General features: G+C 42.0%; 23 protein-coding genes, 1 tRNA gene and 1 pseudogene. 5 read left to right on the top strand and 20 right to left on the bottom strand.

What is annotated here, in order from left to right; genetic code table 11:
• Positions 1-46: 46 nt before the first annotated feature.
• Positions 47-123: transfer RNA gene (locus ACUN2T_RS10685), tRNA-Pro, on the top strand.
• Between the two features lie 208 nt (positions 124-331).
• Here ACUN2T_RS10685 and ACUN2T_RS10680 read toward each other — a convergent pair.
• The 12 genes and pseudogenes from ACUN2T_RS10680 to cobA form a co-directional block, all read right to left on the bottom strand.
• The gene (locus tag ACUN2T_RS10680) at positions 332-1,081 is read right to left on the bottom strand and encodes a phage tail protein (RefSeq protein ID WP_445497432.1); all 750 of its coding nucleotides are present in this window, start codon (positions 1,079-1,081) and stop codon (positions 332-334) included.
• A gap of 443 nt (positions 1,082-1,524) precedes the next feature.
• Positions 1,525-2,112, bottom strand: a complete 588-nt coding sequence (locus ACUN2T_RS10675; RefSeq protein ID WP_445497431.1) for a gp53-like domain-containing protein — start codon at positions 2,110-2,112, stop codon at positions 1,525-1,527.
• A gap of 400 nt (positions 2,113-2,512) precedes the next feature.
• Complete coding sequence (locus tag ACUN2T_RS10670) at positions 2,513-3,496, bottom strand: tail fiber protein (protein ID WP_445497430.1); 984 nt, start codon at positions 3,494-3,496, stop codon at positions 2,513-2,515.
• A 376-nt stretch (positions 3,497-3,872) separates the two neighbouring features.
• Positions 3,873-4,406: a tail fiber assembly protein gene (locus tag ACUN2T_RS10665; RefSeq protein ID WP_445497429.1), complete on the bottom strand. Its 534-nt coding sequence runs from the start codon at positions 4,404-4,406 to the stop codon at positions 3,873-3,875.
• Positions 4,407-4,411: 5 nt separating this feature from the next.
• Positions 4,412-6,115 (bottom strand): phage tail protein, encoded by a 1,704-nt coding sequence (locus ACUN2T_RS10660; protein WP_445497428.1) that lies wholly within the window; start codon positions 6,113-6,115, stop codon positions 4,412-4,414.
• Positions 6,116-6,458: 343 nt separating this feature from the next.
• On the bottom strand, positions 6,459-6,647 hold the full coding sequence (locus ACUN2T_RS10655; RefSeq protein ID WP_445497427.1) for a tail fiber assembly protein: 189 nt from the start codon (positions 6,645-6,647) through the stop codon (positions 6,459-6,461).
• A gap of 829 nt (positions 6,648-7,476) precedes the next feature.
• Complete coding sequence (locus tag ACUN2T_RS10650) at positions 7,477-8,115, bottom strand: hypothetical protein (RefSeq protein ID WP_445497426.1); 639 nt, start codon at positions 8,113-8,115, stop codon at positions 7,477-7,479.
• A gap of 483 nt (positions 8,116-8,598) precedes the next feature.
• The gene (gene cobO, locus ACUN2T_RS10645; protein ID WP_445497425.1) at positions 8,599-9,162 is read right to left on the bottom strand and encodes a cob(I)yrinic acid a,c-diamide adenosyltransferase; all 564 of its coding nucleotides are present in this window, start codon (positions 9,160-9,162) and stop codon (positions 8,599-8,601) included.
• 69 nt (positions 9,163-9,231) lie between these two features.
• Positions 9,232-9,861 (bottom strand): annotated as a pseudogene (locus ACUN2T_RS10640) (NAD(P)-dependent oxidoreductase); the annotation flags it as partial.
• Positions 9,862-9,880: 19 nt separating this feature from the next.
• Positions 9,881-10,741 carry a GHMP family kinase ATP-binding protein gene (locus ACUN2T_RS10635; RefSeq protein WP_445497424.1) on the bottom strand — a complete coding sequence of 287 codons (861 nt, stop codon included), beginning with the start codon at positions 10,739-10,741 and terminating at the stop codon, positions 9,881-9,883.
• Complete coding sequence (gene cobD / locus ACUN2T_RS10630; RefSeq protein WP_445497423.1) at positions 10,734-11,807, bottom strand: threonine-phosphate decarboxylase CobD; 1,074 nt, start codon at positions 11,805-11,807, stop codon at positions 10,734-10,736. The genes ACUN2T_RS10635 and cobD overlap by 8 nt, the downstream gene beginning before the upstream one ends.
• Positions 11,808-11,839: 32 nt before the next feature.
• Positions 11,840-12,622 carry a uroporphyrinogen-III C-methyltransferase gene (gene cobA, locus ACUN2T_RS10625; RefSeq protein ID WP_445497852.1) on the bottom strand — a complete coding sequence of 261 codons (783 nt, stop codon included), beginning with the start codon at positions 12,620-12,622 and terminating at the stop codon, positions 11,840-11,842.
• 314 nt (positions 12,623-12,936) lie between these two features.
• Between cobA and eutA the strand changes: the two genes are divergently transcribed.
• Genes eutA through eutC form a run of 3 tightly spaced genes read left to right on the top strand, consistent with a single transcriptional unit; the run spans position 12,937 to position 16,599 of the window.
• A complete protein-coding gene (gene eutA, locus ACUN2T_RS10620) occupies positions 12,937-14,349 on the top strand; it encodes an ethanolamine ammonia-lyase reactivating factor EutA (RefSeq protein WP_445497851.1) in 1,413 nt (470 codons plus the stop codon).
• 12 nt (positions 14,350-14,361) lie between these two features.
• Positions 14,362-15,723 (top strand): ethanolamine ammonia-lyase subunit EutB, encoded by a 1,362-nt coding sequence (locus tag ACUN2T_RS10615; RefSeq protein ID WP_445497422.1) that lies wholly within the window; start codon positions 14,362-14,364, stop codon positions 15,721-15,723.
• 21 nt (positions 15,724-15,744) lie between these two features.
• Positions 15,745-16,599, top strand: a complete 855-nt coding sequence (eutC, locus tag ACUN2T_RS10610) for an ethanolamine ammonia-lyase subunit EutC (protein WP_445497421.1) — start codon at positions 15,745-15,747, stop codon at positions 16,597-16,599.
• A 234-nt stretch (positions 16,600-16,833) separates the two neighbouring features.
• On the opposite strand, the gene ACUN2T_RS10605 is transcribed toward eutC, so the two are convergent.
• Positions 16,834-17,475 carry a hypothetical protein gene (locus ACUN2T_RS10605; RefSeq protein WP_445497420.1) on the bottom strand — a complete coding sequence of 214 codons (642 nt, stop codon included), beginning with the start codon at positions 17,473-17,475 and terminating at the stop codon, positions 16,834-16,836.
• A gap of 811 nt (positions 17,476-18,286) precedes the next feature.
• Between ACUN2T_RS10605 and ACUN2T_RS10600 the strand changes: the two genes are divergently transcribed.
• Entirely contained in the window at positions 18,287-18,619 is a 333-nt protein-coding gene (locus ACUN2T_RS10600) for a hypothetical protein (RefSeq protein WP_445497419.1), read from the top strand.
• A 959-nt stretch (positions 18,620-19,578) separates the two neighbouring features.
• On the opposite strand, the gene ACUN2T_RS10595 is transcribed toward ACUN2T_RS10600, so the two are convergent.
• From ACUN2T_RS10595 to ACUN2T_RS10565, 7 genes are all read right to left on the bottom strand, one after another.
• Positions 19,579-19,956 carry a DUF4225 domain-containing protein gene (locus ACUN2T_RS10595; RefSeq protein WP_445497418.1) on the bottom strand — a complete coding sequence of 126 codons (378 nt, stop codon included), beginning with the start codon at positions 19,954-19,956 and terminating at the stop codon, positions 19,579-19,581.
• A 378-nt stretch (positions 19,957-20,334) separates the two neighbouring features.
• Entirely contained in the window at positions 20,335-21,249 is a 915-nt protein-coding gene (locus tag ACUN2T_RS10590; protein WP_445497417.1) for an Rpn family recombination-promoting nuclease/putative transposase, read from the bottom strand.
• 156 nt (positions 21,250-21,405) lie between these two features.
• Positions 21,406-22,470: a nicotinate-nucleotide--dimethylbenzimidazole phosphoribosyltransferase gene (cobT, locus tag ACUN2T_RS10585; RefSeq protein WP_445497416.1), complete on the bottom strand. Its 1,065-nt coding sequence runs from the start codon at positions 22,468-22,470 to the stop codon at positions 21,406-21,408.
• Between the two features lie 5 nt (positions 22,471-22,475).
• Complete coding sequence (locus ACUN2T_RS10580; protein WP_445497850.1) at positions 22,476-23,093, bottom strand: adenosylcobalamin/alpha-ribazole phosphatase; 618 nt, start codon at positions 23,091-23,093, stop codon at positions 22,476-22,478.
• Positions 23,094-23,102: 9 nt separating this feature from the next.
• On the bottom strand, positions 23,103-23,849 hold the full coding sequence (gene cobS, locus ACUN2T_RS10575) for an adenosylcobinamide-GDP ribazoletransferase (RefSeq protein WP_445497415.1): 747 nt from the start codon (positions 23,847-23,849) through the stop codon (positions 23,103-23,105).
• Positions 23,846-24,391 carry a bifunctional adenosylcobinamide kinase/adenosylcobinamide-phosphate guanylyltransferase gene (gene cobU / locus ACUN2T_RS10570; protein WP_445497849.1) on the bottom strand — a complete coding sequence of 182 codons (546 nt, stop codon included), beginning with the start codon at positions 24,389-24,391 and terminating at the stop codon, positions 23,846-23,848. The genes cobS and cobU overlap by 4 nt, the downstream gene beginning before the upstream one ends.
• A complete protein-coding gene (locus ACUN2T_RS10565) occupies positions 24,388-25,926 on the bottom strand; it encodes a cobyric acid synthase (protein ID WP_445497414.1) in 1,539 nt (512 codons plus the stop codon). Before ACUN2T_RS10565 ends, cobU begins: the two co-directional genes overlap by 4 nt.
• Positions 25,927-25,931: the final 5 nt, after the last annotated feature.

Raw genomic sequence — 25,931 nt, 5'->3', positions numbered from 1 at the left:
CAGTACTTGCTTTAATTCATAAAATCAGTACTATAATGAAAATTATCGGCATGTAGCGCAGCTTGGTAGCGCACCGTCATGGGGTGTCGGGGGTCGTAGGTTCAAATCCTATCATGCCGACCAAATTTCCCTAGAAAAACCAACCAGTTAAGGTTGGTTTTTTTTTGCCTGGGATTTGCTGAGGGAAAAACCCCGGCTTCAAACCTAGCATTTACTGCCATTCACAAACCCGCCTTTCTTACCTAAAAACATAAAATTATCTAATTTTTACTGCCCATCACTTCGGCACCTCCGGTCATTCAGCATCAGGAGTCCACACACATGGGGATCATTATGCTGCTCTCACTATGTAGTTAAATGCGATGTTGCGGGGACGATTCTCTGAGGCCACAGGAACAACCCTCGACGAGTCGAATCCAAAGCCGTATGGAGTATCCGGGTTAACATTATTTACCGATTTGAAACTACCATCTGTTGCTATTCCAAGAACTTGGCTAGCATAAAAAGCCCCTCTTATTGCCAAATGATAGTTTGGCACTACCGTGCCAGCAAATGAACCCTGGATATTTCTAATGGCGTCTCCCTGATAAGTTAAAATTCTACGGCCACTATCAATACCTCGACCATCATCCCAACCTCGAATAAATTCGCCTCTTAAATCGGGTAATCTACCATCAGGATAGGCTTCGGCTAATTTCGGAAATTTCGACTTATCAAAGGCCGCACCGTTACATTGCAACCATCCAACGGGCGGTGTGACAGTCGGCCAAGGAGCAGGCACACCTACAGGAATGTTAGAGATACTCGAAATTTTTTGCTCTAATGCTCTATTTAATTGCTCAGTGAGTTTAGCTATATCCCCATCATCAAGAATATCCTCGCCAGATTGTGTCGAGATGAAATCAGCCAAAACAGATGATATGGTTGATGATTGACGCAATGCCTTATTTAACATATGAGTGGGAACATCATTTGGGGGAAACCCAGTCAGCAAATCCTTACTTTCTTCATATCTATCCTGACTCACCACATTAGCATTATTACTAGTAGAAAAAGCCTTAAAATCATTCTTAATATTCATATACATCCCTTAAATTAAACAATATTAATTTATAATTAACATATTCAGTTATTGCACTGATGATTTATTTGAATTTCACTCAATTAAAACATTAGATTATAAAAATAATAATGAAATATTCTTATAAATTAGAACATTACCATTTATTATAATCAACTAAAATAGGCCATTCAATATTAAAAGCTTCTATTATTCCTCCTCTTTCATTTCTTAGAAAAATTTTTATTTCAGATTACACACTGGACCTTTAAATATATAAATTCCACCACCAACAAAAACACTATATAAATGGCCCGGCATTCAGGCCATTTTCATTATTTATTCTGCTCAACATCAGGAACCCATGAAAGATCAATTTTATTCAATATCACCCCATATTTCCACTAAACAGAATCAATACCCATTCTATAGAGTAGAATGCTTTTATTTTCACACTATGGTAATTAATATCCTATCGCAAAATATCTCACAAAAGTATTTTTTAACTCGTTTGCAGAATTTCTGCACGTTACAATAAACTGACTTGCAGAAATAGGTACAGCAGCAACCCCAGATCCAAAATTATAAAAATCAGCATATGTTGCCACAATCTGGAAACAAGCATTAGGAAATGGGATGGTAAAATTTCTGTAATCATTGATATTTAGAGAGCCGTTTGCCTGGCCCCACTGAATAATTATCCCTGTATCACCACATTTCCACCAACCATTTGCAACCTTGTTAGCCGTATTCACATTAAGATTACAACACTTTGCAATTTTCTGTTCTAACACGTTTTTTAATTGTGCAGTAATTTTGGTTACATTGCCATCATCCAAAACATCACTGCCCGATTCTGTCGCAATAAAATCAGCTACAGCGGATGATATAACTGAAGATTGACGCAATGCCTTATTTAACACGTGAAGATCAAATTGTTTTAAGGGATTAAATCCATCCTGCAACTCTGATCTACTTTCATAATAATATTGACTCAATACATTTGAATTATTACTAATAGAAAAAGCTTTAAAATCATTCTTTATACTCATATACAATCCTTAAGTTAAATAACATGATCTATTTACAAAAAAATATTAAACCATTGTGCAAATAATCCATAATAATTCACACCGGCCATAGTCTAGCTCATAAAAATAATAATGAAATATTTTTATAACTAAAATGAGAAACTATTTTTATATAATTATCAACAATAAACAACCAAACATATTGCAATTGAAAAATTTAATAATATTCGATATTTTCCAAAATCTATTAGCAGCGATTTTTTATCACTTCCTATATTATTCATATATAGCCAAAATCCATATTTAAACTCTGGCTATACACTTAGGATATTCACCAGGAGATTACTAATTGAATTAGCATCAGACTAACCAATAGATAGGTACTAGCCCAATATTCTCAAAATAATAATTTATCCTTATCTTATACACCTAAATAAATTACAGGAATCATACTGACATTGAGTGGCCGGTTTTCATTTGCCGTTGGCACCACTTTTGACGCATCAAAAGTGGCATATGCTGAATATGAATGTTGGCTGTTATCTTGCGTTCCCGCAGCAACTACATTAGCGTTACTCTTAACACCATAAAATGCTCCATTGACATGAGTAAAAAGCCCATGAGACCACCACCCTACATTACCTGTAATATTTCTAATTGCATCTCCCTGTATTACACCAGGTGTCAATCCAGCACGCATAAATACCCCCCGGCCATCAACAAACAGATTAGGGAGGTTGATTTTATCACCATTCCGCTTGATTCCCCATGCTGCCTTATATGCATCAGATAAATTATTCAATGCCCTACCAATAGTTGAATTAATCGTGTGAACAGCTCCATTCGCAATATATTCTCCTCTAGCCAAATCTGATGCTGGATGTGCAGATAAATAAATATCACCCGGTCGTTTTGCTCCGATATCAATCGCGGAAAGCACAATATCCCCGGTCAACGTCTTACCGTTGATTTTCCGAGTATTAGGTACTCTGGTATTAATATTTTCACTCAATGAATTTATTATTTCCTGAGCCAGCTTTTGCGTAACAGCTAATGTGTCACTATTGCCGACTACATCGGTAAGCTGAACAATACCTTTCTGAGTCAATGAAGCATCTGGAATTTTTTTTGTGGTTTTTTGTTCTAAAGCTCTATTTAATTGTGCGGTAAGTGTAGCTATATCACCATCATCCAGAATATCATCACCAGATTGTTCCGCAATAAAATTAGCCACAACAGATGCTATGGTTGATGATTGACGCAATACTTTATTTAACAAATGCGTGGGAAGATCATTGGGTGGAAATCCAGTCAATAAATCCTTACTCTCTTCATATCTTTCTTGGCTCACGACATTAGCATTATTACTAATAGAAAAAGCTTTAAAATCATTTTTGGAACTCATATAAACCCCTTAACTTAAATAATATTATTTTATAATTAATCCTAAGTCTATTTAAGAACAGTCAATTCTGAGACACGTAAATTCAAATTCGGTTTTTTGGCTTCGCTCATAGAATTTAAACGATCAGAGTCTTTGCAAAAACTCTGATCGTGCCTCAAGTAATTTATTAGGTTAATTAAACATTCTTATAGTGTTAACTATTTTTTATAATTTATCGCAATAAGAAATTCAATAGCAAGAAGTTACTCTTCTCTCCCCTCTCTTATTTTTTACCACAATTTTTCCATTTTAAGTTCAAGACTGAATCTCTCAGTATTTTAACTTCAACATCAATAGAATCATCATATAAATAGCCTGTCCATTCAGACTATTTTCATTATTTCGGCTGCTCAGGCCACTTAACATCAGGGACCAATGAAATATCAACTCTGTTCAACATCACTCTATATTTCTTCCATGCTAATAAATCATTTTTTTCAGCTTCTGTAGCAATATCTAAATCAACAGCATCTTGTAGTGGCGTGACGATATTATTAACTTTAGTCAGCAGTTGAAATTTCTTATATTCTGCTTTCTGGATTAATTCTTCTTTAGTAACAACATAAAGTAATATTTTATGACCGTCAAATATCCATTTCTCTTTGGTTTTCTCATCAAATCCTATGGGTGCATCATTCTTATTAATTTCTGCGACGGAAAAACCAAGTGGCGCAAGTTTAGATACATCAGTCGTTATTGCACGAATGAGACCAGTCGTGTCATACATAATTTTTAATGTATCCATTGAAAATTGACTTTGAGATTTATACCAATCATTACCCTGCTTATCTTGAAGATAAAGTGCAAATTGAATAGCATTTTCACTGTCAGGCACATATTGTTCAAATGGACCAACATTTATTAAATTCATTATTATCATCCTCTTACGATAGTGAACCATTGGTCGTTACTAGAAAACTGCATAGGGCTAGAATAAAGCATCTCGGCGGAATCACCTCCATTTTGGTTATAAATTTCAGCACCAATACGAATACCCGTAATATAGAGATTCGCCGATTCTTCCTTCGTACATTCTTCAATAGTCTTAGTGGAAGGTTTATTTAAGGTATTATATTCTTGAGCCCAAGGTGTCCATGGATTGTCATGAAACTGGCTACGTGTATATACCCGGCTACTGTTATAGACGAAATAACGCTGAATAACCCCGGCTGCTTTCAATACAATAAGTGAACCCGCAAACGGTTCAGGGTAATTACAGCCATTTTTAGCATAAACATTAGACTCTTGATAATAAATCCCCGGAGTTTTGTAACTATCTAAATTCGCATTATTACCTAAATTAATCGCCTGACCAGCAAAAATATCCTGAGACGTAATGTTGATATCTGCCGCTAAAGCTTTTCCATTTACTTTGCGGACCCCTGTAATATATCGAGCATCAGAGTCTGCTTTTGCATATGCACCAACATCCTCAGCGGTAGGTTTATTCACCGCGTTATATTCTCTAACCCAAGGGGTCCATGGATTATCATGAAACTGGCTGCGTGTATATACCCGACTGCTGTTATAAACGAAATAACGTTGAATAACCCCGGCTGCTTTCAATACAATAAGTGAACCCGCAAACGGCTCAGGGTAATTACTGCCACTTTTAGCATAAGCATTAGACTCTTGATAATAAATCCCCGGTGTTTTGTAGCTATCCAAATTCGCATTACTACCTAAATTAATCGCCTGGTAAGCAAAAATATCCTGAGACGTAATATTGATATCCGTAGCTAAAGCCTTTCCATTTACTTTTCGGATCCCTGTAATATATCGAGCATCCGAATCTGCTTTTGTATACGCACCAACATCCTCAGCAGTAGGTTTATTCACCGCGTTATATTCTCTAACCCAAGGGGTCCATGGATTATCATGAAACTGGCTGCGTGTATATATCCGACTGCTGTTATAGACGAAGTAACGTTGAATGACCCCAGCCGCTTTTAATACAACAAGCGAACCCGCGAACGGCTCAGGGTAATTACTGCCACTTTGAGCGCTAGAATTATGCTCTTGATAATAAACTCCTGGTGTTTTGTAGCTATCTAAATTCGCATTATTACCTAAATTAATCGCCTGACCAGCAAAGATATCTTGAGAAGTAATATTGATATCTTCAGCTAATACTTTCCCGTTAACTTTTCGGGTATTATGTACCTTAGCATCAATATTTTCACGTAATGAATTTATTATATCCTGAATGAGTTTTTGCGTAACAGCTAATGTATCACTATTGCCCAAGACATCGGTAAGCCGAACAGCGCCTTTTTGTGTTAATGAGGCATTTGGCATTTTTGTGGTGATTTCTTTTTCTAAAGCTCTATTTAATTGCTCGGTAAGTTTAACTATATCACCATTATCTAAAACATCATCGCCAGAGTGTGTCGCGATAAAATTAGCTATCATAGATGCTATTGTCGATGACTGACGTAATACCTTGTTTAACAGATCAACAGGAATATCATTTAGTGAAAATCCAGTCTGCAATCTCTGGTTTCCTTCATACTTTTCCTGGCTCACTACATTAGCACTACTACCAATAGAAAAAGCTTTAAAATCATTCTTGGCACTCATATATACTCCTTAAGTTAAATAGCATTATTCACAACCAATATGTTTAATAATTGTTAAAGCAATCCTTCATAATTTACGACAGTCATAGTTTAATTCATAAAAACAATAATAAAATGTTCTTATAACTTAGAAGAATAATTATTTTTGTATAATTAGAAGCAATAAAATACCAAACAAATTGCAACCGGAAATATATATGACAAATTGCATTCAATACATGAAACTATTCCATCGCCTTCATATATCAGACTGAATTTTTTAGTATTACAATTACAACAACAATAAAATATTGTATGAATGCCCTGTTTATTCAGGTCATTTTTCATTATCTTGGCTGTTCCGGTCACTCAATATCGGAAGCCTGTGCAATATCAATCCTATTCAGTATCACTCTATATTTCTTCCATATTAATAAAGCATCTTTTTCAACTTCTGTTGCAATACCTAAATCAACAGCATCTTGTAGTGGAGCTATTTGTTCGCTAGCCCTTATAATAAGTTGTTGTTTTTTATTTTCGGCATATTGCTGCAATTCTTCTTTTGTTGGTGGAGGAATATCTGCCCATTATTCGTTATTATTCTATTTACCCAAGTATATCAGTGTATAATTCACAATTCATCAACCTAACTATTCATATTGAGATTCTATATATTTCTGAAAATATTCCACTTGTTTATCATTTAATACTGATATAACAACGAGATATTTTATTACTTTCACGCCTATGACAAATATCAATATTTAATTAATCATACATATAAACCCTACTCAATCCGTTAAGATTGATCATATGAGTTCTATCGTCATTCCCAGTCCCGTATCACCTGGCCCTGGCAAGGTCTTAACGAATTTATAAGCGATTCTCCAAACACCAACAAGCAGACCTAACGACGACTTTCGTTAACTCGGCGTTGGTATTTCCTCTCCTTTACCTTACCGCGTACCTTACCGCGTCTACACCACCGCTCGGCATTCCATCTCCGTAAGATGCGAGCTTCCTGTTACTCAAAACACCATGCAAAATTATTTTAATATTTAAAATAATTTTTAAAAACAACTTGACTCTGACGTTTTTCTGATTAAAATCACAGTCACAATTTAGATTTTCGTGAAACAAATCACATTTTACCAATAAAGAGAACTTATCATGAAATCTGTCAAATCTTTTATATCGAGTGTTCACAATGTTGTTATTTATCTGTCAACACCTCGTTTTCTTTAAAATTTTATCCGATGAATGAAAGGCCAATTTCAATTAAAAGGGATGGACAATAAGTTTAATTTTCTACTTAAATCATATTACCCACCCTATATTCTTGGCCTGACGACCAAGAATATATAAAACAATAGTTAGTTGATATTAATAACTTAATGCATCAAGAAGTCGTTTCTTCAATAATGCAAGATCATCCGTACTATTCTGAATCAGCAGAGTAAGATTGGCTACATCACTTTCCAGAGTTTCAATTCTCTCTTCTAGTTGCTTATTCTTTGCATCCAATAATATTTCAAGCTTTGCCGATTCAGCATGTAATTGCTGACCATTAACCGCCTCAGTACTGTGATTTGAAATATCCCCAGCAGCAACATGCACAATCTTACGTTCATGGCCTGTTTTTCCTACAGAAACAACATTCGGTTTATTAGCAATAGAATCTGCACCTAATGCAACGCTCCCTTGTTCTATTGCAGAGGAGTGTTGACCAATCGCCACTGCCTGAGCCGCACTGGCAGTGACCTTTTGCCCTAAAGCGATAGAAGCCAAGCCACTGGATATAGAATCAGCACCAATCGCAATTGGCCAAACGACCTTCGCATCACCTTGTTTACCCGCAAGTTGGTTTTGCCCAATAGCAATAGCCGCTTCACTGATTGTTTTAGAATTACGGGGTGAAGCACCAATTGCGATAGAATGTACTGCCGGCGCTTCTGCATGTCCAAGTACAACTGAATCTTTGCCCGTTGTTTGATCAGCTATATTGGTATTCTCAATAGACATATTATATCTCTTAATTTATAAGTTAAATAACTATGCTCTGTTCGAAATTTAATAAAGAGCACAACAGAATATGATATAAATTCATTCCGCATATTAAAACAAAAATTAACATTAATTTTTTCACCGACAATATTAGATGGAAATTTCAATTTGTAAACAAATTAAAATTATCAGATCTCGAAATATATTTCATGGAATTTATTTAATGTATCATTAAGCTTTGTGGAATATACAGCCTATCAAATTCATCACAATTAATTAACTCAAAACATATTATTTTCCTACAGTTATATCACTATGAAAATAATATTACCATATAATCAACCTCAGTAAAAATAAATATAAATCGATTATTCACTCTCTATTATTTCGAGAAGGAAAAATTAACCTCCTATAAATGATAATGTGATTCAATTATCTTTTTGTATTTTAATTTAAATAAAAAATACGTATTAGGAGAGGATAAAAAATTTCAGGGGAAACTTATTCCCCTTTAGGAACATGTTTTACAGCACGCATTTCACTGACTGTATCAGCCAACTCAATTAACGCAGGATGACAATCTCGTCCGGTAATGATGACTGTCTGATCGACTGGCCGCTCGTTGAGTGCTTTGATAATTTCATCAAGCAACAGATAACCACTATTTATCATACAAGCCAATTCACTCAGCACTACCAATGATAACGTAGGATCACGCATCATTCGCAGCGCATGTTGCCAAACCCCCGTGCAAGCAGCTATTTCCTTAGCATGATTTTGCATTTTCCCAGTAAATTCTATCGGCATGAGTTGACACTCTACTCCATGTTGTTCCAGCAAAGCACCCTCACCGTCTGACCATCTTCCTTTAACAAACTGGATAACCCCGGCCGTTAATCCATGCCCCAACGCCCGTGTAACGGTTCCCATAGCGGCAGTTGTTTTCCCTTTACCCTTGCCGGTATAGATGATGACGATCCCTCGGTTCTCCTGAGCGGCTGCAACTTGTGCCATGAATCTCTCTTTTTGCCGCTGTTTTCTCTGTTTATACCGCTCCTCACTCATTTTTATCACTCCAGTATGTCAGTCAGTCAAAGAGCGACTGTCTGTTTTTTTCGTATCTGTTTGAGATAACTCAGAGAACAGGGCTTCTGTCACCTGATCAACTTGTTGACTATCTTGACTGATCAACGATTGTGTCAACGGTTCACTGGTAAAAAACTGTTCCCAAAAGTGACGACGTGCCGCCAGATGATGAAAATGCCGTTTTACCCGCTGGCGAAGTGTCCCGCCATAAGCAGCCAGACGACCAAGATGCATCGGTAACAGCCGTTCCAGTTTTTCGCGCAATAACCTGACCAGTACCGGTGCATTACCCCCGGAAGAGATAGCAATCACTACCGGCGAGCGATCAATGACCGACGGTGTAATAAAACTTGCCTGTAGTGGCTCATCCACCACATTGCAGAAAATGCGACGTTCCGTCGCACAATCACTGACATAACCATTAACTGCCGCATCATTGGTCGCCGCAATCACCAACCAACAGAGATCAAGCCAATGAGGCTCAAACTCACCACGAATCAGTGTCACTTGACCCGCATCTTCCCAAATCTGAAATTGTACAGTGAATTCCCGTGCATTAACCAGCAAACACGCACCAGCCTCCAATAATAGATGCGCTTTGCGCTCAGCCACCTGACCTCCCCCAACCAACAAACAGGTTTTATCCCGAATCTGACAAAACATCGGCAAATAATCCAGCATGATCCCCTCTCCTCCACTAGCGTACGCCACCCGGTATCATCGCCAGCAAATGCTGACGCGGATAAAAACGAGTGATGTCCCGGTGTTTTAGCCACCAGCATAGGTACTCAACATCATGATGGTGACGATCACACAACAACCCTACAACACTGCCGCTATGAGCAACATTCAACCCATAGATCCCACTGCGTTCTACCAGCTCCAGCAAGCTGTCAAATGCCGGTTTTACCAACAGTTTTTGACTCGCTTGCGCACTGAGCGTCGTGGCTTCCCCCAACCGCAGGCAATCCCGTGTGGCAACCGCCTGACAAAATAGCCGCCAGGACTGCGCTAGCACTGAGGCGTTTTCCAACAATGTCTGATATCGATCCAAACGATGATAATCAGCCGTAATCAGCGTTTCCGGGCTTTCCAATAACAAAATATCTATAGGCGGCTGCCAGTCACATGCAATTTGAGTAGCGCCTGTTTGATGATCAAACAAGGTAATATGACTGAATAGCGTACTATCCGTGGGTTCCATTTGTACGCAAAACCGGGCAAGTGTTGTTTCATCCAGTGTTTTTCCCAAATAACGCGCCGTTGCCAGCGCTGTAGCGGCAATATCTGCGGTACTGCTTGCCAGCCCTTTAGCCACAGGGATCGTAGAAACAAAAGAGAGGCGTAAACCTCGTGCCATATCCACCGATAGGCCGAAGTATACCAGTACAGCTTTCATCATCTGCCGCATACGGGGACGTTCATGTTTCCCCGGTACACCATCAGTAACAGAAACCTCGCTAAACCAGTTCACCGGACAGGAGATCAACTTCTCACCACCAAGAATCCACCCTTGAATAAGTTCACCACATGATGCAGGACAACGTGCTTCAGCCATAACCCAATACCTGACGCAATGCCAATACCAGCCGATGATTATCATGTTTGCCCTTTATGGTAACCCGGTAATGGGCAGCACTCAAGCCTGGATAGTTAGCACAATGGCGGATAAGTATCCGGTGTTTCAACAACGCTTGCTGGAGATCGATTTCCGGGCGCAGACAACGCAAGAAAATATAATTCGCGGCAGGAGGCCAGACACATAATTCCGGCAACGCAGCTAATGCCTGATAGAGCCCACGTTGCTGCTGTGCCAGCCAACGGTGTGTTGCCTGAATGTAAGCCTTATCATTGAGAATGATTTCACCGGCCAATGCCGCAAAAGCATTAATAGTCCACGGCTCCCGCCAGCATTTCATCTCCCGAATACCTGTGACATCACCGCTGACCAGATAGCCAAGACGTAATCCCGGAATAGCAAAAAACTTCGTTAATGAACGCAAAATATAGAGGTGAGGATAATGGGCTATCTTGGGAATAAGTCCGGCAATGTCCGGGAGAAAATCAATAAACGCTTCATCGACAATCAGCGCGATATTATGTTGGTGGCAACGTTCAAGCACCGCCTGTAACAGTTCAGCATCCGGCATCAGGCCGGTTGGGTTATTCGGTGTGGCAATAAACAAACAATCAGGGCGACAACGATCCAATGCCACCAGCAAACGCTCATCAGGCTGATACCCCTCTGTTTCACTCATCACATAATCATCAATCTGGCAACCAACCCGCAGTAAAGCACGCCGATATTCAGCGAATCCCGGAATCAATAGCATGGCACGGCGCGGCTTAAGATAATTCACTACCGCATAAATCAGTTCAGTAGCACCGTTACCCGCTATCAGATTTTCGACGGTGCAACGATGAACATGCGCCAGTGCTGCATGTAACCGACGATATTCGGTATCAGGGTAACATTCTGCACGTTGCAACTGGTCGATAATGGCCGTTTTCAGGGATACCGGCATCCCCAGCGGGTTAATATTAGCGCTGAAATCCGTTATTTCCTCTGCTGAAACACCGATTTTCTGCGCCATTTCCAGCACATTGCCGCCATGTTCGCTCATAAAATGTTCAAACCCAGATATCAAATAAAGAATCAAAGTGCCATCAGTGATGAAACAGAAGCCAGCAACAAACGCTCCCGACTAAAAGCCAATGTTTCCCGCAAACGCACCACATCACCAATCACAATCAATGCTGGCGCAGCCAATCCTTGAACCGCCACTTGCTGCGCCAAAGTCACCAAGGTTGCGCTAGCAACTTGCTGCTGCTGGTGACTGGCATACATCACCACTGCCGCCGGGGTTGTTGGTGCTTTACCGCCTGCGATCAATTGCTTACAAATGCTTGCCAACTGCGTCATTCCCATCAGGATCACCAGTGTCCCTTCCAGCTTTGCCAGTGTCGCCCAATCCTGTGGCTCATTTCCCTGACGCAGATGACCCGTAATAACATGAAAACCTGAGGCATAATCACGATGAGTCACAGGGATCCCAGCGCAAGCCAAACCACCAATTGATGAGCTGATACCCGGTACAACTTCAAAAGGGATCTTCGCCAGTGCCAACGCTTCGGCCTCTTCACCACCACGCCCAAACACATAAGGATCGCCACCTTTCAACCGGACAACATTTAACCCCTGTTGCGCACTCTCTACCAGGATCTGATTGATTTGCCGTTGCGGCACCGGGTGATAATTCGGCGTCTTACCGACATTGATCATTTTGCAGCTATCAGGCGCTTCAGACAACAGATCCGGGTTGACTAACCGATCATATACCAGCGCATCAGCCTGACGGATACAGTGTAATCCTCTGACAGTAATCAGTGCCGCATCGCCAGGACCGGCACCTACCAACCAAACTTTTCCGCTATTCATCATTTTTTTCACCCTTAACGAAAGTCTGTTAGCAGATATATTACCCATAGCCAGCAACACGATATGGCGTGAGATCAATAATTATTCACTTTTGCTGATGTATTGATGATGACAATCTGTCCCGGCACATTTTGACTTTATCTGTTTGTTTCTCCTGGTAACTTAGTCCTTCGCCTTGTCCCTACACCATTTTTATTACAACCCCTGATGTTTTTGTGATTACCATTGACTTTCCGACCAAATTGCCGACATTTAATACTGATTTATAGAAAAAAATGCCAACATACGCCTTATTACAGACAAAAGGTGTCGCTATGGAGGTCAAGGAATTATTTAGTGTCGGTATTGATATCGGCACCACCACCACACAAGTGATCTTTTCGTGTCTGTCGCTGGTGAACCGGGCGGCAGTATCACAAGTGCCACGCTATGAGTTTGTCCGACGCGAGATTATCTGGCAAAGCCCGGTGTTATTTACTCCCGTAGATTTCGCCGGACAATTACGTGAAGACGAACTGCTCAACATAATTCAGGCACAATATCAGGCAGCGGGGATCGATCCGGAAAGTATCGATTCCGGGGCGGTGATCATTACTGGTGAAACCGCTAAAACCTGTAACGCACGTCCTGCGGTCATGGCACTGGCCCAAAAACTGGGGGATTTTGTTGTAGCAACCGCTGGGCCACATCTAGAATCAGTGATTGCTGGTTTTGGTTCCGGCGCTCAGGCACTGTCACAACAGAAGATGGCCAAAGTACTCAACATTGACATTGGCGGCGGCACAGCAAACTACGCGCTGTTCGATGCCGGACGACTGGTCGCCTCCGCTTGCCTGAATGTCGGCGGTCGCTTATTGGAAACCGATCCTCAAGGAAAAGTCTTACGGGCACATCCGCCCGGAACGCTCATCGTTCATTCTCTGTTTGGTGAAAACACCGATGTTCAACATCTGACAACCACACAGATACAACAGATTGCCGCCCGAATGTCACAGTTGCTATGGGAAGTCGCCGTCGGGCATCTCACCCCACTGGCACAGCAATTGCTGATGACTGAACCACTGCCAAACTGTGACGCACTCTATGCTGTTACTCTCTCCGGCGGTGTAGGCGAATGTTATCGTCAAACGTCGGACCGTGATCTATTCCGTTTTCACGATCTGGGGCCATTACTGGCAAACGCTATTCATCGTGATCATGATTTCACCAAGCTGCCGCTGCAAGTGCCAAAACAAACCGTCCGCGCCACCGTGATTGGCGCCGGCGCTCATACATTATCGCTATCTGGCAGCACTATCTGGCTTGATACGCTGTCGCTGCCACTGTGCAACATCCCCGTGGCTCATCCTGGAACAGAGGTCACTGGATCACTGACAGAAGCCTGGCTGCACGCACTGACACAAATGGACCTTGACCCGCAACAAGATCTGTATGCCCTAGCTCTGCCCGATGCCCTGCCAGTCAATTATGCCGCAGTACAAACATGCATCACCGCTTTACAGGATTTTACCGTACGTTATCCCTCTTCCCATCCGCTGCTGATAGTTGCCAGCCAGGATTTTGGTAAAGCACTGGGTATGCTGCTACATCCTCTGATGGAAGAACGGCCACTGGCGGTAATCGACGAAGTGATTACCCACACCGGAGATTATATCGATATTGGAATTCCATTATTTGGTGGCACTGTCGTTCCCGTCACCATCAAGTCACTGGCTTTTCCTTCCTGAGAGAGCGTAAACATGAAATTAAAAACACAGCTTTTTGGTAAAACGTATCAGTTTAAGGATGTCAAACAGGTGCTGGCAATGGCTAACGAACCGCGTTCAGGGGATATATTAGCCGGGGTCGCGGCCGAAAGTTCTCAACAACGTGTAGCGGCTAAACATGTTCTCTCGGAAATGACAATAGCGGATATCCGTATGAATCCGGTTATTCCTTATGAAGAAGATTGTGTTACCCGCATTATTCAGGATGACATTAACGAAATTGCCTACACTCGCATAAAAAACTGGCGCATTGGCGAACTACGTGAATATATATTGAGCGATGACACCCGCGTGGATGATATTGCCTTTCTGCGCAAAGGGATCAGTTCTGAAGTTGTCGCCGCCGTGGCAAAAATCAGCTCCAACGCCGATCTGATTTATGGCGCGAAAAAAATGCCGGTGATCAAAAAAGCCAATACCACCATCGGCACACCGGGAACGTTCAGCGCCCGCCTTCAACCCAACGATACCCGTGACGAGGTACAAAGCATTCTGGCCCAGATTTATGAAGGCTTATCATTCGGCGTTGGAGATGCGGTCATCGGCGTTAACCCGGTAACAGACGATGTAGAAAACCTGACTCGTGTGTTGGACACCATCTATGAGGTGATCGACAAATTCGCCATCCCAACGCAGGGTTGTGTCTTAGCCCATGTCACCACCCAGATAGAAGCCATTAAGCGTGGGGCACCGGGCGGTTTAATTTTCCAAAGTATCTGTGGCAGTGAAAAAGGGCTGAAAGAGTTTGGGGTAGAGCTGGCGATGTTGGATGAAGCGCGGGCCGTGGGTGCGGAATATTGCCGTCTTGCCGGCAGTAACTGCCTGTATCTTGAAACCGGCCAAGGTTCTGCCCTCTCGGCTGGCGCCCATTTTGGCGCGGATCAGGTGACAATGGAAGCACGGAACTACGGTCTGGCCCGCCATTATGACCCATTCCTGGTTAACACCGTCGTCGGCTTCATCGGGCCGGAATACCTCTACAATGATCGCCAAATTATCCGCGCCGGACTGGAAGATCACTTCATGGGGAAACTCAGCGGTGTCTCAATGGGATGTGACTGCTGCTATACCAATCATGCAGATTCTGATCAGAACCAGAACGAAAACCTGATGATCCTGCTGGCAACCGCAGGGTGTAATTTCATCATGGGCATGCCGCTCGGTGATGACATTATGCTCAATTATCAAACATCCGCTTTCCACGATACCGCGACTATCCGCCATCTGCTCAATTTGCGCCCATCACCAGAGTTTGAACGCTGGCTGGAAAATAGGGGAATCATGGCAAACGGACGCTTAACATCACGCGCAGGTGATGCGTCGTTCTTTTTCTGATGCTTTGTTGAGATAAATCACATGAACCAAAAACAAATTGAAGAAAATGTAATCAACGTGGTGTCTGGTCAGGAACCACATGCATCTCCTGAAATCACTGACGAAGCTGAAAGTTGCACGCTGGACTTAGGCTCGCTGGAAGCCAAACAGTGGATCGGTGTACAAAACCCGAATCGTATGGAAGTCCTACAGGAATTACGCCGCAATACCGTATCGAGAGTCTGTACCGGTCGCAGCGGTCCACGTCCACGAACCCAGGCATTACTGCGTTTTCTGGCTGACCACTCCCGTTCCAAGGATACAGTGCTGAAAGAAGTTCCTGTCGAATGGGTACAAAAACAAGGGTTGCTGGAAGTGCAATCTCAAATCAGCGACAAAAACCTCTATTTGACTCGCCCTGATCTGGGGAGAAAACTCAGCGCCAATGCCGTAGAAACCCTGCTGACACAGTGTAAAACTGATGCTGACGTACAGATTGTTATCTCCGATGGCCTCTCTACTGATGCGATTATTTCCAACTATGAAGATATTCTGCCACCTCTGCTGAAAGGATTGGAACAAGCAGGATTGTGCATCGGCACACCGTTCTTTGTGCGCTATGGTCGCGTTAAAATTGAAGATCAGATTGGCGAATTGCTGAAAGCCAAAGTGGTTATCTTACTTATCGGAGAACGTCCCGGATTGGGGCAATCGGAAAGCCTCTCCTGCTATGCGATCTACAAACCGACCGTAGAAAAAACCGTTGAGGCGGACCGCACTTGTATCTCCAACATTCACCGAGGAGGAACACCGCCAATCGAAGCCGCAGCAATTATTGTCGATTTAGCTAAAAATATGCTGGCACAACAAGCCTCCGGCATTGCTCTTAGCCGTTGATGAAACTGATTATTCCCGCATCATAAACAGGTAGTTAAAAAATAGTGAATTGAGCTGGTGTAACTTACAGAGGCATCAGATCCGATGCCTCTGTAATCTTGATTACCCTGTCTACTATATTCATCTACAACCTGCCCAATGAAACTTGTGGTTGCTAAGACCCACTCCCCCAGAATTATAATGAATATTGGTAGATTCACATAATAAGCGCAGATAATTTTGCCTATACTATTATTATTCGCTAAACCATATTCTTGATATAACTTCAAGTTCTGCGCTTAGACCACCGCTAAGATTAAATAATACAATCTTATAGTAATTAATAGGATTAGGAGGTGATGCGAGTATTTTGGTTTCACCGGCATAAATATCAATATCGCTATACTGATTATAACCTCCAAACAGACCAGCCCAGTAATTTACAGCCTTGATACTTGCCGGGCCATGGTTTTTTATCAGTGCGTTATCGAAATCTTTGGGAAGGATTACATTACTACTATTAAAAATTTCAAAGGGTTCATTAGAATACATATATACCTTTTTTAATTTAACATTAAATTCCTCCTGCAAAGAACTCGCTACAAATTCAATTTCTGCATCTAGTTTATCGTCCAGATTGAAGACTACAACTTTATATCGGTAAACAGAATTATTAAGTGATGGGAATATTTTAATTTCGCCGCCATAAACATCAGCATAGCTATGCTGATTATAACCTCCAATCGGAGGAGCCCAATAATTTATAGCCCTAATTGGCGCTGCTTTATTGTTTCTTAGCGTTACCCCATTGACAACAGAGGGCATTGGAAAGTGGTTTTCACTATAAATCTCAACGGATTCAAGAGGGCCTATAGATATAGTTTTTTTCAATGACATTATATTTTTCCTTATTATTTCTGTTAGTTAAATACATATATAATAGGTGGTTCTACCTGTAAAATTTAACTTAACACTTTCCACAAGCAGTTAAATGTTGAAATTTATCAGTACAGTAAAAAAATATAGTTAACGAATTCATCGTATAAACAAACTTTCATAACAGTAATGCAGCCTACACAATAGACTTATATCTTAACAGTTGAGATTTTATATTTGTAAATATATTGCCAGTTCAAGGACTGTCATGAAAAAATATCAAACCTTGCTATCCAAAGAATCGTGCGCGATATATCACTATTTTAGAAAATAATTTATATACCCGTCATTCAATATTGTAATAAACAACAGCCGAAATCAGAATAAGGAATGTTGTCAATATAAAAAATAAAAGCTAATTTTCACTTCCAATTTTATATTAAAAACCCAATAATAATCTTACAAAAAATTAAATATATAAAAACATATTTAAAACCCCATTATTTAAATAGTATTTGCTGAAGATGCAGGCGACCCAGTGTTATTTTTCACTCTTATGTATGTCTGCTGCATAATAATGGAGGTTTTCCTCCATGACAAAAATACAATTTTCTTTTTATCATTTGTATCGCTTATTTATATCGTTTCAACAATGATATGTCTTTGTTACAAGTCTTTTTATCATCGCTATCGCTATAATTTTTTCACATGCATAAAATTAGTCATTTTCTATATTAGACTTAGAATAAACTTTAAGAAATTATAATGCGCGATAAAGAATAAACATGTAACGATAATAAATTTATAGAAACAGAAAATCGAGTATAGATAAATGAATACAACTGACTTAAAAAAATTAATATTAAATAGCGGATTCACCTTAAAAGAATTGCTTAAGATAAATAGAAACTTTATTATTTTATATAAAGATGACCCTGATGTTTATGATAAACACCAAAGTAAAACAGATTGTTTTTGTCAGCATCTGTTATTTATAGCTGAAGAGATAGCATTACCAATAGTACTATTAACCTCAGTTTATTCATTTATAATATTAGGTATATTTTTCAGTGAAAAAATATATAGTATTTCATTGATGTTATTTATCTATTTTTTACTATTTCGTTTTTTATCTACTATAGCCTCGCCGTTAGCTGTAATTTAATCACTGGTTCAAAATTACTAATTTTCCATATTCGTTTTAAAATAAAAAACAAATTCAACCCTTGAGTTCATCAATAAAACATGATAGAAATAACTATATAATCAAATAAATCGAGTCTAAATAAATGAATCTAACTGACTTAAGAAAATTAATATTAAATAGCGGATTCACCTTAAAAGAATTGCTTAAGATAAAGAGAAATTTTCTTATTCTTCATAAAGACAACCCCTATATTTATGATAAATACCAAAGTAAAACAGATTGTTTTTGCCATTATCTGTTATTTATAGCTGAAGAAGTCTCTTTACCGTTAACATTTTCTACTTCAATTTGTTTATTTATAATATCAGGTATGTTTTTCAGTGATATGGTATATGGGATCCCATTAATGTCATCTATTTACTTATTCTTTGCCATTTCTGCTTTCATTTATTATACTCTTTCCGTTAGCTGTAATTTAATCACAGGCTCAAAATTACTAATTTTCTATATTAGTTTCAAAATAAAAACAAATTCAATTATTAAGTTCATCAATAAAGCATTGATAAAATCAAATAAATCGAGTCTAAATAAATGAACCTAACTGACTTAAGAAAATTGATATTAAATAGCGAATTCACCTTAAAAGAATTGCTTAAGATAAAGAGAAACTTTCTGATCCTTCATAAAGACACCCCCTATATTTATGATAAATATAAAAGTAAAACAGATTGTTTTTGTCAATATCTATTGTTTAGAAGCGAAGAAGTATCCATGCCAATAATATATTCAACACTTATTTGTTCATTCATAATGTTAGGAATGTTTTTCAGTGGGAAAACATATGGAATTCCATTAATGTTTTTTGTTTACTTATTAACAACAACATCTTTTTTATTTTTATTCTGTCATTCTATTAACTTTATAACAAAATTAAAATTATCAATGCTTTACTTCCGCTTTAAAATAAAAACTAAATTTCAATCATCATGAAGTTTATATATGTCATCCATCAAAAGTTTGACTTTATATATACTACCAGATATTTGAATGGTTAACATAGGCTTTGGTGTTAACCGCCATTTTCTGGCAAGATCCTCATTAATATACCTAAATAATTTTCCCGTCCCCGGCTTAACAGTATAGCCCCCCGATATATTATTCTTGGGTTTAACAGGATTAAGCTTAAGCATCCCATAAGTTCCATATACACTTGCCATTAAGTCAACTGAACTATAAGCAATATCAGCGACCTCATCATCATAACCTAAAGCATGAGAGATATGCCGATATCCTTCCCTGACCCAGTCTATATTTTGATTCTCATAAAAAATCGGATTAATAGATTCATAAGGCAATCCGACACCGAAAACCATGAAAAAGATTATTCATGCAACAGGTCTGACTTTCGCAGCCATTGCATAATAGACCTCAGCTCTGCTTAAGATAAGAACAGAGATTTCAGAAGCACGTAGATTCAGACGCGGTCTTATCGCTTGGCATGTAAATGTGCTGCTTCTATGCGTTTTCGTGCATTGACTCAAGCATTTTTACGCCGATAACGTATCAACAGTAAGTTTGTCAGACATTTGTTCAAGCTCACTCGGGTTCAGTCCGGTGATTTTCATCACCGTTTCACGGTCGATACTCAGACTTCGGTGACTGTTCTAACCGTCACCGTAAGATCCTCTTTTAACACGCATCGTTGAATTCTGATTAAAAACTCTTAGCACGAGTTAGTGGCGTATTTGCTCAAGTTCGTTCTGACTCAACCCGGTGGTTTTCATCACCGTTTCACGATCGATTCCGCTGTTCAGCAATGCATGAGCAATCTTTAAAGTTGCCTCTTGGCGTCCTTCCTGACGCCCTTCCTGACGCCCTCTTTGGCGTCCTTTCTGCTCCAGTTTCTGCGCTATTGTCATCAGTACCTCCTCATACTTCGGGGACTGTTCTGCCAGTCGCCGGATAAAACCCTCTGGATCGGCGGTATCTCCCGCCTGTAATAAGTAGTTTAGCACGCTTTTTAACTGTTCATCTGTATAGTAATCATACGTCAGCAGTATGACCAATTCTTGCAGTAACTCCGCCATATCGCGCTGCCGGATATGCTTTTGCACCATTTCCAGTAGCGCGACCCGTTTGTGCGTCAGGATCTCATCATCAGGAATGACCGTCACATCCACCAGCGGGAAAGGACCGGAATAGATCTCCTTCGCCAGGGCCGGATCATCAAAGCAGTCGAACCAATTAGTACTCCAGGGATACGGCTGTATTTTCCCGTGATAGAACAACACCGGAATGACCAGCGGCAATTTTTCATGTCCCTGCGCCAGATGCCGTTGCATTGCGGAAATACCGTAACGCATCAGCCGGAATGCCATCATTTTGTCCGGGGAACTTTGGTGCTCGATCACGCAATACACATAACCGTCACCCCGCGCCGTTTTCAATGAATACAAAATGTCGGAATAATGTGCACGCAGATTGTCTTCAATAAACGACCCTGATTCCAACCGCAATGTATCCAGATCACAAACGGCCCGTAATTTAGCAGGCAAATGTATCTCCAGGAAGTCTCTGGCAGTAGCAATATGACTTAAAAACTGTTTAAAAACAGCGTCATGGGGCGTTGGTGTTTTTTTTCTCTTCATCGGCGAATGGTAGCATACTTTCTTTTATATTGAAGAAATATTAAGCAAGAAACCGAGCGGACTGCGATGTCTCGACTTTTCTTTGACAAAAACGTTGCTCGTGCCTCAGTACTTTCATTCTCTTCTTAAGCGAAGTTCAGATACCGTCTCATTCTTTTACGACGGCAGCATAATATTGCTATCGACCAATAGCCCCATATTGTTATACATAGAACAAGCCGCATCCACCAGATGCATCGCCAGCGCAGCACCGCTGCCCTCTCCCAGACGCATGTCCAAATGTAGATAAGGCTCCAGTTGCAAGTGCTGCAATGCAATGATTGATCCCTTCTCTGCCGATAAATGTGAAGGAATCAGATAATGACGAACATCGGGAGCAATACAACAAGCGGCCAGCGCCGCAGCGTAAGAGGGAAAACCATCCAGAATCACCGGCAGCCCCGCCGAGGCCGCACCAAGCATGACGCCCGCCATCCCCACCAAATCATAACCACCGATCTTTGCCAACACATCAATGCCGTCACTGGCATCAGGCCGATTGATTTCAATCGCCTGCCGCACAATCGCCACTTTATGATGCAAACGATCACGGGGAAAGTTAGCCCCAATGCCTACGATCTGTTGTGGATCGCTGTTGGTAAAAACGCTGACCACAGCCGCCGCCGGTGTGGTATTCCCCATGCCCAATTCACCCACACCAAATAGTTTCACGCCATCTGCGGCTTGTTCCAACGTCAGGCGTGCGCTTGCCAGCAACAGATCTTCCGCTTGCTGACGGCTCATTGCCGGTCCGCGAGCAATATTGCCACTGCCACGCCCTGCCCTCATGTCCACCAATCCCGGCAGCGGATCACTGTCAATCCCTACGTCCACAACTTTAACCTCTGCGCCCGCATTCGCCGCCAGCACACAAATCCCCGTGATCCCTTTCTCCATATTCTGGGCGTGAATCGCCGTTGCTGATTTAGGGGATATCGTCACGCCTTCGTCATAAACCCCATGATCAGCCACCATCACAATGATTTGTTTACGATCAATATGATGGCCCGGTAATCCCCGCATCCCGGCAAGTTGAATCGCCAAATGTTCCAGACGTCCAAGACTGCCCGTTGGTTTAAGCAATCCATCCAATCGGGTAGCAGTGCGCACCATAGCCACGCTATCCAGCGGCACAATCGCACTAATGATCGATGAAAATGAGATTGATGAAGATGTTTGCATTAGCGTTATTCCCGCGTCTCAAGTTGCCAGCAAGTTTGGCTATTAAATGTACGCAACGTAGTAAATCCATGGTGGATTTCTACTACGCTGTATGCACCCTGTTCAAAATGAAAATGCCACATGGCAGAAGGCGGCATAGCCAGCAAACGCGCCAATAACAGACCAAGTACTCCCTGATGAGCCACCAGCAATAAATTATCCTGATTTTCCTGTTTCAGCAGTTGCTGCGCCACGTTTTCTATACGTGCGGCAAATGCAGGAAAGGTTTCACCACCGGTAGGAGAGGCTTGTTGCCAGTCGGCTAACCAGGCAGACCAGGCTTCAGCATCTTCGTGTTGCAAATCGTGATGGTGGCGCATTTCCCATGCGCCGAAATACATTTCATTGAGTTGCGTATCGATACTGGCCGATAACGCGCGGTCTGCCAGAATGATTTCCGCAGTATGACGCGCCCGCCGTAACACGCTACTTGTCGCTTGCGAAAATGTCACGGAGGATAGATAGCGGGCAACTTGCCGGGCCTGATTTATCCCCGTCTTAGTCAACTCCACATCGGTCATACCACAGAAAACGCCGCTCAAATTCGCTTCCGTCTGACCATGCCGAACCAAAAATAGTCGCATCATCGTGACTCACAGTAGCGCCAGTAAAAACACCAGTTCCCCGATTTCCACAGACGCACCCAAGGTATCGCCTGTTTGTCCACCTAAACGACGGTGCAAATAAATCGCCAGTAATCCAATAACCAACAGTGTGATCACCAATGCCAACACACCAGACACTCCAGTCAGCAGAGTCATCAACATCATCCCACTCAGCAATGTTAACGATGCCTGATGACCATTAACCCGGCCAATATAGAGATTCCCCAATCCACTTCCTTCACGGGCACAACGCTGGCGATACATTAACAACACAATCGCACTCCTGCCCGCCACTGACGCAGCGATTAAGGTCACCAACATCGGAACGTCACGCAGTGCCAATTCACTCACCACCAGCACTTTCGCCAGAATAAGGAAGATCAACGCCAGCCCGCCGTGAGTTCCCAAACGGCTGTCACGCATAATTTCCAGCATTCTTTCCCGGTTACGTGCGGAAAACACACCATCACAGGTATCCGCTAAACCATCAAGATGAAGCGCACCCGTTAGCAATGCCAGCACTAATACGTAACTTAATGCCGCCAACGGCACGCCACACCAAGGCGCAAGCAGGGTAAAAATAACCGCAGCAAGTGTACCGACGATCAATCCAACAAAGGGGAAACTAGCAATACCACGCACGTATTGATCCATTTCCACTTCCTGCGTCCAGCGCGACGGAACGGGGATGCGAGTCATAAATTGCAAAGTGGCAAGAAACAGACGCAGATTCATTTAATTTTTACCTCAATCCCCGAAACCATCAGAAATACCTCACTGGCCGCCGCCGCCAGCCGCTGGTTAACCCTTCCGGCAATGTCACGGAAATGGCGGGCCAGCCTATTTTCCGGCACGATGCCCATGCCCAGTTCGTTAGTAACCAGATATATCGGTGAAGTCACGCCGGTACAAGCCGCTAATAGATCGCTAATTTGCTGCTGAATCTCCACCTCCAATACAGCAAAATCCATCTGTTCAGGTGAAGTCTCTCCAGCTTGATCAAATAATAGATTGGTAATCAATGTCGTAATACATTCAAGAATGATCGCTTCTCCCGGCTGGGATTGCGTGGTAATTACCGCGCCAAGATCACGATAACCCTCCCATGTACGCCAATGGGCTGGCCGGTTTTCACGATGTAGTTGTATACGTTCAGCCATTTCACTGTCTGTTACCACGGCAGTCGCAATATACAACACCTGCTCACTGGCTTGTGCCGCCAGTTTCTCCGCCAACACACTTTTACCACTGCGAGCGCCGCCGGTAATTAAAATCACGGCATCAAGCCTTGCTGATGGTTTTTCATACACTGATAAATCCGTTCTATATCCAGATGTTCGCGCATGGCTTCCGCCAAAAGGTCAAACTGTGTCTGTTTGTAGTGGGCATAATCCAATGTATCTCCCTGATAAGCCATCAATCCTTTGCGCTGACGCAAAGCATTAAGCAGGGCACGGGTAAAATGCGTACTGTCAAACAGACCATGAATATAACTGCCCATCACACTGCCCTCCCGATTGACCGCACCATCAAACCAACTACCGGATTGACCGTTACGATCGGTAATACAGGCAAATGGTGTGGCATACGCCCCCAATAACGAACTTCCCATATGAATCTCATAACCACGGACCGGTTGCTCAATGCAATCTGACAACAAGCCCGGCAACGCCGCCAGACAGCTACCGTTTACCCTGGTTGTCACTTTTTCATGGGCAAATCGGGTTTCCACATCCAGCAATCCAAGACCGTCCATTTGTTCAATACCCGATTCCACTCCATCGATAATCCGCTTCCCCAGCATTTGATAACCGCCACAGATACCGATAACCGGAATACCAGACTGATGTGCCGTCAACAGAGCATCCGCCAATCCGTTCTGCCGCAGCCATTGCAGATCGCCCAGTGTGTTTTTGCTGCCAGGTAAGATAATCAGATCCGACAACTGCAACTCTGATGGCTGAGTCACGTAGCGCAAGCGAACATCCGGTTGCATCGCCAGTGCATTGAAGTCGGTAAAATTAGCAATATAAGGCAAACGAACCACGGCAATATCCAGCGCCTTTTCGGCTGCACCATCATATTTACCGGTTTGCAGCGCTACGCCGTCTTCATCTTCGAGGTCAATATTCAGCCAAGGCATCACTCCCAGCACAGGCACCCCGGTTAAAGCTTCAATCTGTTCAATACCCGGCTGGAGCAAGCTGATATCACCGCGGAATTTATTGATGATCACCCCTTTGATCCGCGCTTTCTCCTCCGGCAATAACAGTGCCAGCGTACCATAAATGGCCGCAAATACGCCGCCACGATCGATATCCGCCACCAGCAGCACAGGCGCATCAACCATCTCCGCCATTCCCATGTTGACAATATCCCGATCACGCAGATTAATCTCCGCCGGGCTACCGGCGCCTTCCAGCACCATCACGTCATATTCACGGGCCAGACTGTGAAAAACTTCGCAGATTTGCTGCTGCAAACGGGGCTTGTATTGATGATATTCCACCGCATTCATGCTACAGGCCACTTTTCCCATCAACACGACCTGCGCCTTACAATCGCTGGTGGGTTTTAGCAATATCGGGTTCATTCGTACATCAGGTTCTATACCCGCCGCTTCCGCCTGAAAAATCTGCGCCCGCCCCATCTCTTCACCGTTAGCAGTGATACCCGAATTCAGCGCCATATTCTGTGACTTAAACGGCGCGCAGCGATAACCATCCTGAACAAAGATACGGCATAATCCCGCAACCAGTATGCTTTTCCCAACATCGGACGCCGTACCTTGCAACATTAAAGACAGACTCATATGTC

The sequence above is a fragment of the Photorhabdus machadonis genome, from assembly GCF_052657765.1.
Note: the sequence above shows the minus strand (reverse complement) of the source record. Positions and strands in the feature narration are given on the sequence as shown.

Bases quoted from the DNA above. Each gene is read 5' to 3' on its own strand.
- ACUN2T_RS10680 (WP_445497432.1), bottom strand. From the start codon at position 1,081: ATGAATATTAAGAATGATTTTAAGGCTTTTTCTACTAGTAATAATGCT.
- ACUN2T_RS10675 (WP_445497431.1), bottom strand. From the start codon at position 2,112: ATGAGTATAAAGAATGATTTTAAAGCTTTTTCTATTAGTAATAATTCA.
- ACUN2T_RS10670 (WP_445497430.1), bottom strand. From the start codon at position 3,496: ATGAGTTCCAAAAATGATTTTAAAGCTTTTTCTATTAGTAATAATGCT.
- ACUN2T_RS10665 (WP_445497429.1), bottom strand. From the start codon at position 4,406: ATGAATTTAATAAATGTTGGTCCATTTGAACAATATGTGCCTGACAGT.
- ACUN2T_RS10660 (WP_445497428.1), bottom strand. From the start codon at position 6,115: ATGAGTGCCAAGAATGATTTTAAAGCTTTTTCTATTGGTAGTAGTGCT.
- ACUN2T_RS10650 (WP_445497426.1), bottom strand. From the start codon at position 8,115: ATGTCTATTGAGAATACCAATATAGCTGATCAAACAACGGGCAAAGAT.
- cobO (WP_445497425.1), bottom strand. From the start codon at position 9,162: ATGAGTGAGGAGCGGTATAAACAGAGAAAACAGCGGCAAAAAGAGAGA.
- ACUN2T_RS10635 (WP_445497424.1), bottom strand. From the start codon at position 10,741: ATGGCTGAAGCACGTTGTCCTGCATCATGTGGTGAACTTATTCAAGGG.
- cobD (WP_445497423.1), bottom strand. From the start codon at position 11,807: ATGAGCGAACATGGCGGCAATGTGCTGGAAATGGCGCAGAAAATCGGT.
- cobA (WP_445497852.1), bottom strand. From the start codon at position 12,622: ATGAATAGCGGAAAAGTTTGGTTGGTAGGTGCCGGTCCTGGCGATGCG.
- eutA (WP_445497851.1), top strand. From the start codon at position 12,937: ATGGAGGTCAAGGAATTATTTAGTGTCGGTATTGATATCGGCACCACC.
- ACUN2T_RS10615 (WP_445497422.1), top strand. From the start codon at position 14,362: ATGAAATTAAAAACACAGCTTTTTGGTAAAACGTATCAGTTTAAGGAT.
- eutC (WP_445497421.1), top strand. From the start codon at position 15,745: ATGAACCAAAAACAAATTGAAGAAAATGTAATCAACGTGGTGTCTGGT.
- ACUN2T_RS10605 (WP_445497420.1), bottom strand. From the start codon at position 17,475: ATGTCATTGAAAAAAACTATATCTATAGGCCCTCTTGAATCCGTTGAG.
- ACUN2T_RS10600 (WP_445497419.1), top strand. From the start codon at position 18,287: ATGAATACAACTGACTTAAAAAAATTAATATTAAATAGCGGATTCACC.
- ACUN2T_RS10590 (WP_445497417.1), bottom strand. From the start codon at position 21,249: ATGAAGAGAAAAAAAACACCAACGCCCCATGACGCTGTTTTTAAACAG.
- cobT (WP_445497416.1), bottom strand. From the start codon at position 22,470: ATGCAAACATCTTCATCAATCTCATTTTCATCGATCATTAGTGCGATT.
- ACUN2T_RS10580 (WP_445497850.1), bottom strand. From the start codon at position 23,093: ATGCGACTATTTTTGGTTCGGCATGGTCAGACGGAAGCGAATTTGAGC.
- cobS (WP_445497415.1), bottom strand. From the start codon at position 23,849: ATGAATCTGCGTCTGTTTCTTGCCACTTTGCAATTTATGACTCGCATC.
- ACUN2T_RS10565 (WP_445497414.1), bottom strand. From the start codon at position 25,926: ATGAGTCTGTCTTTAATGTTGCAAGGTACGGCGTCCGATGTTGGGAAA.